Source organism: Brachybacterium alimentarium (assembly GCF_002332425.1).
Lineage (GTDB): Bacteria > Actinomycetota > Actinomycetes > Actinomycetales > Dermabacteraceae > Brachybacterium > Brachybacterium alimentarium.
Window position 1 is genome coordinate 186,238 of sequence record NZ_NRGS01000017.1, and the last position, 9,357, is coordinate 195,594.

Genomic DNA, 9,357 nt, shown 5'->3' on the forward strand with positions numbered 1-9,357 from the left:
AGACTCGATGCGTCGAGACCCCGAACCACGAAGGGACCCCCATCCTCATGACCGTCAAGCGCGTCGCCCTGCTGACCGCAGGTGGCTATGCCCCCTGCCTGTCCTCCGCCGTCGGCGGCCTCATCGAGCGGTACACCGAGCTGGTGCCCGACGTCGAGATCATCGCCTACAAGCACGGCTACTGGGGCCTGCTCTCCGGCGAGAAGATCGTCATCGACGACGAGGTGCGCGCAGGTGCCCACGTGCTGCACGACTACGGCGGCTCCCCCATCGGGAACTCGCGCGTCAAGCTCACCAACACCGCTGACCTCGTCGCCCGTGGTCTGATCGAGGAGGGCCAGAACGCTCTCGAGGTCGCCGCGAACAAGCTCAAGGAGGACGGTGTCGACGTCCTGCACACGATCGGCGGCGACGACACCAACACCACCGCGGCGGATCTCGCGCAGTACCTGCAGGACAACGACTACGACCTGCACGTCGTCGGCCTGCCCAAGACGATCGACAACGACATCGTGCCGATCCGCCAGTCCCTCGGCGCGATGACCGCCGCCGAGCAGACCAGCGTCTTCGCGCAGAACGTCATCGCCGAGCACGGCTCGAACCCGCGCATGCTGATCGTGCACGAGATCATGGGTCGCGCCTGCGGGTACCTCACCGCCCAGGCCGCCGAGTACTACCAGCAGTGGCATGCCCAGCAGAGCTGGCTGCCCGGCATCGGCCACTCGCCCGAGCGCTGGGACGTGCACGCGGTGTTCCTGCCCGAGCTCGCACTGGACATCGACGCCGAGGCCGAGCGTCTCAAGAAGGTCATGGACGAAGTGGGCTGCGTGAACATCTTCCTGTCCGAGGGCGCCGGCATCCCGGAGATCATCGCCGAGATGCAGGCCCGCGGCGAGGAGCCGGAGAAGGATCCGTTCGGCCACGTGAAGATCGACAAGATCAACCCCGGCCAGTGGTTCGCCAACCAGTTCTCCGAGAAGCTGGGCGCGGAGAAGTCCATGGTCCAGAAGTCGGGTTACTTCTCGCGCTCCGCGAAGGCCAACGCCGACGATCTGCGCCTGATCAAGTCGATGACCGACCTCGCCGTGCAGGTCTCGCTCGAGGGCGCCTCCGGCGTCATCGGCCATGACGAGGAGCAGGGCGGCGTGCTGCGCGCCATCGAGTTCTCGCGCATCGCCGGCCACAAGTCCTTCGACATCTCCCAGCCCTGGTTCCATGAGGTCATGGAACGCACCGGCCAGAAGATCGTCCCCGCCGAGTCGCACTGACCCGGCACCGGACCTCAGCATGACGGCCGTCCCGGAGCGCATCGGACGACGGCCCCGCGTGCGCACCTGGCGGCGCACCCTTCGCGCGCTCGTCCCGTCGGGGCGGGCGCGCGACGTGCTCCCGGACGCGGTCGCCGACACGGTGCTCGCAGACGGCACCGTGCTCGCTGACTCGGTCGCCGGTGCGGGCACCGACGCTGGCGGGTTCGACGGCTCATGGGCCGCGCAGGGCGTCCTGCAGATCTCCGCGGCCCCGGCCGGCTCCGGATGGGTCATGGACGATGGCCCCCTGCAGACGACAGGCTCTCGGCGCCCGCAGCAGGGCCGGCTCGGCGACTGCTGGGTGATCGCCGCGATGCTCGCGATCCACGAGACCGCCCCCGAGCGCCTCGGCGCGCTGCTCACGGAGCTTCCCGGCGGAGTCGTCGAGGTCGCTCTGCCTGCCCTCGCCGAACCGATCAGGGTGGATCGACAGATGCCCGTGACCGAGCGCGGGCGACCCGTGTACGCCCGCCTCGAGGGCACGAACCCGGGATGGGCCGGCGTGCTCGAGAAGGCGCTGGCCGCCCATGTCGCGGGCGGCTACGACGTTCTGGCCCGCGGATTCGCCCGTTTCGGTCTCGAGCTGCTGCTGGGCATGAGAGTGCGCACGATGCTGCGACTGCCTGATGCTCGGCAGATCGTCCGGTGGCGCGAGGAGGGACGCGCGATCGCCGCGTCCACCCATCCGCTCAGCAGGCGCGTCACCACCGCTCACGGTCCCCTGCCGTCCAGTCATGTCTTCGCCGCGGTGGGAGGAGACCCGGTCACCGGGCATGTGCACCTGCGCAACCCCACGCGGCCGAGCCGACTGCTCACGATCGACGCGCGCACCTTCCGGCGGGGCTTCCTCTCGGTCGACGTGACGCCGCCGCTGCGCTGAGCACTGCGGCTGGCCTGGTCAGGAGGTGGTCCTGGTCAACGAGTCGGGTCGGCGTCGGCGAACGTCTCGAGCCAGGCGTCGGCGATCAGCCGATGCCCGGCGATCGTCGGATGCACGCCGTCCTCGGCGAGACCTGCGGGTGAGTGCCCGACGTCCCATGCGCGCGTCAGCACCTGCTCGAGATCCACCAGCGGGTGCCCGAACTCCCGGGCGAGGTCGCGGATGATCTGCACCTTGGGGTCGAGATCCTCGTGGATGCGCGCCATCTCGTCATCGACGTCGGCGACGAACGGCACGATCATCAGCACCGGAGCAGCCGGACGGGTCGCCGAGAGCTGGTCGAGCAGGTACCGGTAGCCCTGCTCGAAGTCCTCGTCCGAGACGTGCTCTCCGCGGGTGTAGCGGTGCCAGGAGTCATTGACGCCCACGTAGATGGTGACCACCTGGGGATCCTGTTCGAGGCAGTCCGGGCCGAAGCGGGCCACGAGATCGGCGACCTTGTCGCCGCCGATGCCGCGGTTGATCACCGTCGCCGACGGCTCATGGGCGGCGAAGTGCTCGGCGAGCAGCCGCACATATCCGTATCCGAGGGCGTCGGGATCCTCGCGACGCCCGCAGTCGGTGATGGAGTCCCCGATGAAGAGCAGGGTGCGGGGTTCGGGGAGGGCAGCCGGTGTCATACCGCAATCCTGCCAGAGCAGAGGTTCCGGCCCGCGGAAGGACACATGACGATGCAGATCAGGCAGGAAGCCTCCGCGCGAGGCACGGTCGCACAGGTCCTCGAGCCATAGGAGGTCTCAGGACGCAGAGCAGCTCTGGTCGATGCGCGCCGACCGCTGATCGGCCGCGGGTGCAACGGATGACGATTCGGTGGGCCGCCGACCGGAGTGTCGGCCGGACAAGGAGCCGACCGGGCGCACCAGACCGACGCGGATCTCGGCGTGTCCAAAGTCCCGCTCGATCTCCGGGGATCCCGGTAGCTTCGGGATATGAGAACAGTGAGCAAGTTGACCGTCGTCGGAGCCGGAGCTGTCGGATCGAGCGTTGCCTACGCTGCGATGATCCGTGGGACGGCACGCCAGATCGCTCTCTACGACATCGCACCCGAGAAGACTCGTGCAGAGGTTCTGGACCTCTGCCACGGCGCCACGTTCGTCGGGGCGACCGAGATCAGCGGGGGCAGCGACATCGCCGTCACCGCCGACTCCGACGTCGTGGTCATCACCGCCGGTGCCAAGCAGAAGCCCGGCCAGAACCGCATCGAGCTCGCCGCCACGAACGCCCGCATCATGAGCTCGCTGATGGTGCAGCTGCTGGAGCTCTCGCCCTATGCCATCTACGTGATCGTCTCCAACCCGTGCGATGTCCTCACCATGCTCGCCAAGGAGGCGAGCGGGTTGCCGGCCGAACGGATCTTCGCCTCCGGCACGACCCTGGATTCGTCCCGCCTGCGGTGGGAGATTGCGCGCCGTGCTCAAGTCTCCGCCTCCAGCGTGCACGCCATGATCGTCGGAGAGCACGGGGACACCGAGTTCCCCCTATGGTCCAGCGCGAGCGTCGGTACGGTTCCCCTACTGGACTGGACAGTCGGAGGGGCGCGAGTATTCGAACAGTCGACTCTCGATCAGATCGCGGTGGACGTCCGCGACGCCGCCTATACCGTCATTCAGGGAAAGGGGGCGACGAATTACGCGATCGGTCTGTCGAGCACCAGGATCGTCGAGGCGATCGTGAACGACGAGAACGCGGTTCTCCCTGTCGCACCGGTGCTCTCGGGCATCCAGGGGCTGCATGGCGTCGCTCTGTCCGTGCCCTGCGTGGTCAACCGCACGGGCGCCCATCCCATTGCGGAGACGCCGTTCTCCGACCACGAGCGGGAGCTCCTCCAGCGTTCCGCTGCGTCGTTGCACGAGGTCGCCGCCGGCCTGCGTACCTGACCGCTCAGCGGGGCGTCCGACGGTGCGCACCGGGTCGACCGGCGCTGCCGGTCACCTAGCGTGCAGTGCCCGCCGCGTCTGGACGAGAACAAGGGCCCCTGATCAGTGTTTCCACTGATCAGGGGCCCTTCGTCTCGTAGCGGGGGCAGGATTTGAACCTACGACCTCCGGGTTATGAGCCCGGCGAGCTACCGAACTGCTCCACCCCGCGTCGACATGAGTAACTCTACGGCTCCTCCACCCGCGCGTCCAACCGAACCCCCACAAACGTGCGCCATGCCACGTCAAGCACCCGTTCACCTATGTGGACGCCGGAATCTGCGCCTGCGGGCGCCATGCAGAACGCCCGTCCTCCCCGGCAGAACCAGGAGGGACGGGCGTGCTGTCAGCGACTCAGGAGCCTGACGGGTCAGCCTTCTCCGCCGTCGGACGGAGCCGGTGTGCCGGTTCCGCCGAGCTCCTCGTTGGCTGCCACGGCCCGGTTCAGCGCGTCGGCGATACGCTCCTGGGCCTCGCCGTAAGCGGCCCAGTCCCCATTGGCCATCGCCTTCTCGGAATCGGCCACGGCCTCATCCATGTCCGTGAGGGCGGAGTCGAGCTTCTCCTGCGAGGTGCCCGAGTCGTCGGCCGGAGCCTCCTCCCCGTCGTCCTCGGACTCGCCGCCTGCGGGGGTGTCCACGGAGCCCTCACCGGTCTCGGTATCCGCCGTGCCGGCGACGCCGTCGGGGTCGGTGACCGCGGCGTCACCGGCACTCGCGCCGGAGTCACCGCCGAAGACGAGGTCCAGGGCTTCGTCGAGCGTCGGTGCGAATCCGATCTTCTCGCCGAAGGAGACCAGCACCATCTGCAGCAGCGGGTACTGGGTACCGCCGCCTGATGCGGAGGACTGCAGGTAGACGGGCTGCACGTACAGCAGTCCCTCGCCCACGGGCAACGTGAGCAGGTTGCCGTTGATGACTTCGGAGTTGCCGGACTTCAGCAGGTTCAGGGCCTGCGACACGTTCGGCTCCGCGTTGAACGTCGCCTGCACCTGTCCGGGCCCGTTCACCGGGTTCGACGCCGGTAGCACCAGCAGGGTCATGTCACCGAAGGAATCGGCCGGATTGCCGGCCTTGCCCCCGGTCTCCGAGTCCACCGCGAGGAAGCCGGTGAGCACGTTCTGCCCCTGGGTGGGGATATAGCTGGAGGAGAGCGTGAACCGCGGGGATTCCATCTCCGGCACCTGCATCGTCAGGTACAACGGCGGCTGAGCCGGCTGTTCGCCGGAGGAGCCGTCCGGGTTCTCCGGCGCAGGGACCGTGGGGTCCGGGGAGACCTGCCAGAAGTCCTGCTGGCCGAAGAAGTCGTCCGCGTCAGCCACGTGGTACGTCGAGAGGATCTCACGCTGCGCCTTGAAGTAGTCCGCCGGATAGCGCAGGTGGCTCATCAGCTCGCCGCTGATCTCCGAGGCCGGCTGCACCGCGTCGGGGAACACCTCGTTCCACGCCTTGAGGATCGGATCCTCGGTGTCCCAGGCGTACAGGTTCACAGAGCCGTCGAAGGCGTTGACGGTGGCCTTGACGCCGTTGCGCATGTAGTTGGCCGAGCGCTCACGGTTGACGGCCGTGGCCGACGTGTTCGTCTGGGAGTCGTCCACGACGCTGTCCAGCTCGACGGACTGGGAGTACGGGTACTTGTCCGACGTCGTGTAGCCGTCGATCACCCACACCATCTCGCCGTCCACGACAGCCGGGTACATCTGGGAGTCCAGTGACAGGAACGGCGCCACCTCGCGCACACGCTCCTGCGGGTCGCGGTCGTAGAGGATCTGCGACTCGTCGTTGAGGTAACCCGAGATCACGATGTTCGGATCACGGAACTTGATGGCGTACAGCAGCTGGTTGATGAAGCTGCCGACGGCCGGGCCGCCATCGCCCTGGAAGGTGTTGTATACCTGGTCCCCGCCCTCTTCGTCATCGGTGCCCGACTGGTAGTCGAACTCCTCGGCGGTGTGGCCCTCGGGGGCGCCGACGATCGAGTAGTCCGGGGAGTGGCGTCCGAAGTAGACCCTCTCCTCGTAGTCGCCGAAGGCACCGTCGCCGGGCACGCCCGACTGCAGGAAGCTGGGTTCGCCGTCCGCATTGCGACGGTTGCCGTACGCGGCCGCGCTGCCATAGCCGTGCGTGTAGATGATGTGCTGATCCACCCACGAGCGATCGTTCAGCCCGAACTTATCCGGGCGGAGCTCGCGCACGCCGAGAACGGTGTCCTGGAGGTCTCCATCGATCTCGTAGCGGTCCACGCTGAGCACATCGTCGAAGCCCCAGTAGCGGCGGTTCGCCTCTCGCTGCTCGAACGTCGGCGAGATGATGTTGGGATCCATCAGACGGATCTGCGCCGTGGTCGAGGCGTCCTCGCGCAGAGCGCCCGAGGTCGCATCGGTGGTCGCCGTATAGGCGACCTCGTTGACGTCGTCGACATCGAACGCCGCACGCGTGGCGTCGATGTTGCGCTGGATGTAGGTCTGCTCGAGCGCACGCTCGTTGGGCTGGACCTTGAACTGCTGGATGGCCCACGGATACAGGTTGCCCACGGCGAGGGTGGACAGGATCATCAGGCCTGCGCCGATCGCCGGGATCCGCCAGTCCGAGCGGAAGATCCACAGCACGAACAGCGCCGCGACCACCACAGCGGCGATCGCGAGGATCGTCTGCGCCGGAAGGATCGCGTGGACGTCGGTGTACGCAGCACCCTCGAACCGGGAGTGCTCAGCGGTCAGCAGGTCATAGCGCTGGAACCAGTGGCCTGCGCCGAGCAGCAGCACGTAGATCGCGGCCAGCACGCCGAGATGACGGCGTGCGGAGCGCGTGACCTCGAGGCCCGTCTCCTGGCCCCACGCCACCCCTCCGTAGATGAAGTGGCCGATGAGCGCACCGACGATCGCCACCAGCAGGATGAACTGGCCGAAGGAGATGATCAGACTGATCGCCGGGAGCGAGAAGACGTAGAAGCCGATGTCGTTGCCGAACACCGCGTCGGTCTCCCCGAACGACTGCGAGTGCAGGAACATCTGCACGTCCTGCCAGCGCCGCGCGAGCGCGAGACCGCCGAAGGCACCGATGATCAAGGGCGCCGCGATGGTCACTCCCCTGCGCAGCGGATCGACCGCGGCACGGAACTGCTCGAGCGCCTCCTGCTCCCGAGTGACGGGCGGGTAGACGGGACGCTTGACGTACGCGATACGCAGGCTGAAGAACAGGGGCACTGCGAACAGGATGAATCCGATGACGAACAGGATGCCCTGCGTGCCCCAGCGGACTGCCAGCACGTCGGTGAAATCGAGCTGGTTCATCCACAGATACTTCGTCCACACCTCCGAGGCGATGACGAGCAGGATGACCACCGCCGCGATGACGATCGCGGTGATGGCGAGCGGGGAGATCCGTCGAGAGTCCTTTCCACTGCTGGAATCTGGTGCTGGCCGCGGTCGCGGCCGGGGTGCGTCGCCGAACGGGGCGGAGAAACTCACGGATACCTCGGGTGCCTCGGTGTCGGAGCCGACGGACCCCTGCGCCAGCGCAGATATGGTCCCCGTGTCTCCGGGTACAGTGTGGTGCCGCCACGCGACGCGGCGACACCCCTATTCTGTCAGGCCTTAGCTGCAAGGGACCTCTCGATCCGATGACGACTCCCGAAACGGACCCCCTCGACGCCCCGACGGCGGCTCTGGCCGCCGCTGTTCTCGAGATCTCCCGGCATGTCGACGGGCAGCCGCTGACCGTGCCGCGCCTGTACGCGCTGGCCCGCAGCGCCGAGCTGATGAGCGCGTCCCCGTCGCTCGCCGCCCTGCTGGGCGTCGAGGGCGAGGGCGCCGAGGCGCTCGATGAGCTGCACCTGACCCCGATCGATCTCGACGACGGCTCCTCGGCGGCCGACGCCACGGGCGACGCGGTCGATCCGTTGGCCGCGCTGCAGGTCGTGCAGTGGCCCGATCTCGCCGCCGGGGCCGCGATCGCCTGCGAGCTCGCGCCGTCGGCGTGGTCACTGCGTACAGAGGACACCGAGGCGGACCTGTCTACCGGGCGTGCGCTGCGGGTGGTCGTGGCCGCGCTGGCGGACGGCACCACCTGGTCGGCGGTGCACCGCGGCGACGAGAACGGCTATGTCCTCGGCGCCGCGCTGCTGCCCGATATCTCCGCTGCCCTGCTGCAGACGCTGCAGCCCGAGGCCTGATCCCCTCAGAACGCGGGTTCCAGCTCAGCGCCCTCGCTCTGCGCGGCCGCGAGCGATGACTCCTCCTCCTCGTCGCCGCCCGATCCCTGCACCTCACCGGTCTGCGGATCGTGATCCGGGACGTCGTCCTCCTTCAGCGGGCGCAGGAACGTCGCGGTCCCGAACGTGAGGTCAGGACCGATGGCCTCGGCCTGCAGGGTCAGCGAATGGCGTATCACGCCGCCCTCGGTCTCCCATTCGGAGCTCCCCAGCCGACCGGTGACCACCAGCGGGTTCCCCTTCTTCACCGAGCTCAGCAGATTGCGGGCCAGCGCCCGCCGTGCGAAGACCGTGATGAATTCGGTCTTCCGATCGGTGAAATCGTTCTTGGAGGAGTCGTAGTACCGCGAGGTGACGGCGATCCGCACGCTCGCGGAGAGAGTGCCGTCCTCCTGCGGGCGGGACTTCGGGTCGGCGGTCGCATTGCCCATCAAAGTGGTTTGGATGTCGCGCATGGTGTTGCCCTTCCTCAGGTGCCGGAGAGTCCGGCATCGGCTCCGTGCCGATGAGTCCAGAGTCGCCAGTCCCCGCCCCCTCCTCCAGGACCACACGGCTGCTGTGGACGACGGGGGTCTGGGGAGGAAAGGTCAACGAGTCGCCCGGCGTCGCCGGGCGGTGGGTCATGCTCGCTCTGCTGCTCCTGCGGGCCCAGCTCGGCCGGTCGGCGTCGTCGCCCCGGCGCGCGCGGTCGGCGTCGTCGCCCCGGCTCGTGCGGTGGGCGTTGTCGCCCCGCCTGGCGCTGCCGGCCCGGTTCGCCCGGTCACCCCACAGACGAAAGACGGCCGGTCCCCATTGGGGAGCCGGCCGTCCATCACTGTGTCCGTCCCGGAGGGATCAGGCCTGGGGAATGACCAGACCGGAGCCCGTCGCGCGAGCCGCCTCGAACCGTGCCTGGACATCCGCCCAGTTCACGATGTTCCAGATCGCCTTCACGTAATCGGCCTTCACGTTCTGGTAATCCAGGTAGAACGCGTGCTCC

The 9,357-nt window shown here is 68.0% G+C and carries 8 protein-coding genes and 1 tRNA gene; 4 read left to right on the forward strand and 5 right to left on the reverse strand.

Annotated elements, in window-relative coordinates:
• Positions 1–47: 47 nt before the first annotated feature.
• Together CIK71_RS11000 and CIK71_RS11005 are read left to right on the forward strand one after the other, a co-directional pair.
• A complete protein-coding gene (locus CIK71_RS11000; RefSeq protein WP_096165711.1) occupies positions 48–1,268 on the forward strand; it encodes a pyrophosphate--fructose-6-phosphate 1-phosphotransferase in 1,221 nt (406 codons plus the stop codon).
• A gap of 19 nt (positions 1,269–1,287) precedes the next feature.
• Positions 1,288–2,190 (forward strand): C2 family cysteine protease, encoded by a 903-nt coding sequence (locus tag CIK71_RS11005; protein ID WP_096165712.1) that lies wholly within the window; start codon positions 1,288–1,290, stop codon positions 2,188–2,190.
• A 35-nt stretch (positions 2,191–2,225) separates the two neighbouring features.
• Here the strand turns inward: CIK71_RS11005 and CIK71_RS11010 are convergent, their stop codons facing one another.
• Positions 2,226–2,870, reverse strand: a complete 645-nt coding sequence (locus CIK71_RS11010; RefSeq protein WP_096165713.1) for an SGNH/GDSL hydrolase family protein — start codon at positions 2,868–2,870, stop codon at positions 2,226–2,228.
• A 309-nt stretch (positions 2,871–3,179) separates the two neighbouring features.
• On the opposite strand from CIK71_RS11010, the gene CIK71_RS11015 reads away from it, so the two are divergent.
• Positions 3,180–4,127 carry an L-lactate dehydrogenase gene (locus CIK71_RS11015; protein WP_096165714.1) on the forward strand — a complete coding sequence of 316 codons (948 nt, stop codon included), beginning with the start codon at positions 3,180–3,182 and terminating at the stop codon, positions 4,125–4,127.
• 137 nt (positions 4,128–4,264) lie between these two features.
• Here CIK71_RS11015 and CIK71_RS11020 read toward each other — a convergent pair.
• Together CIK71_RS11020 and CIK71_RS11025 are read right to left on the reverse strand one after the other, a co-directional pair.
• Positions 4,265–4,338 (reverse strand) — tRNA-Met (locus CIK71_RS11020).
• Positions 4,339–4,536: 198 nt separating this feature from the next.
• The gene (locus tag CIK71_RS11025) at positions 4,537–7,635 is read right to left on the reverse strand and encodes a UPF0182 family membrane protein (protein ID WP_096165715.1); all 3,099 of its coding nucleotides are present in this window, start codon (positions 7,633–7,635) and stop codon (positions 4,537–4,539) included.
• Positions 7,636–7,787: 152 nt separating this feature from the next.
• Here CIK71_RS11025 and CIK71_RS11030 point away from each other — a divergent pair, with 152 nt between their 5' ends.
• Positions 7,788–8,339 (forward strand): PPA1309 family protein, encoded by a 552-nt coding sequence (locus tag CIK71_RS11030; protein WP_096165716.1) that lies wholly within the window; start codon positions 7,788–7,790, stop codon positions 8,337–8,339.
• 5 nt (positions 8,340–8,344) lie between these two features.
• Here the strand turns inward: CIK71_RS11030 and CIK71_RS11035 are convergent, their stop codons facing one another.
• Both CIK71_RS11035 and CIK71_RS11040 read right to left on the reverse strand, forming a co-directional pair.
• On the reverse strand, positions 8,345–8,833 hold the full coding sequence (locus CIK71_RS11035) for a single-stranded DNA-binding protein (RefSeq protein ID WP_096165717.1): 489 nt from the start codon (positions 8,831–8,833) through the stop codon (positions 8,345–8,347).
• A gap of 379 nt (positions 8,834–9,212) precedes the next feature.
• On the reverse strand, positions 9,213–9,357 hold a 145-nt coding region (locus tag CIK71_RS11040; RefSeq protein WP_217990167.1), incomplete at its 5' end, for a Fe-Mn family superoxide dismutase.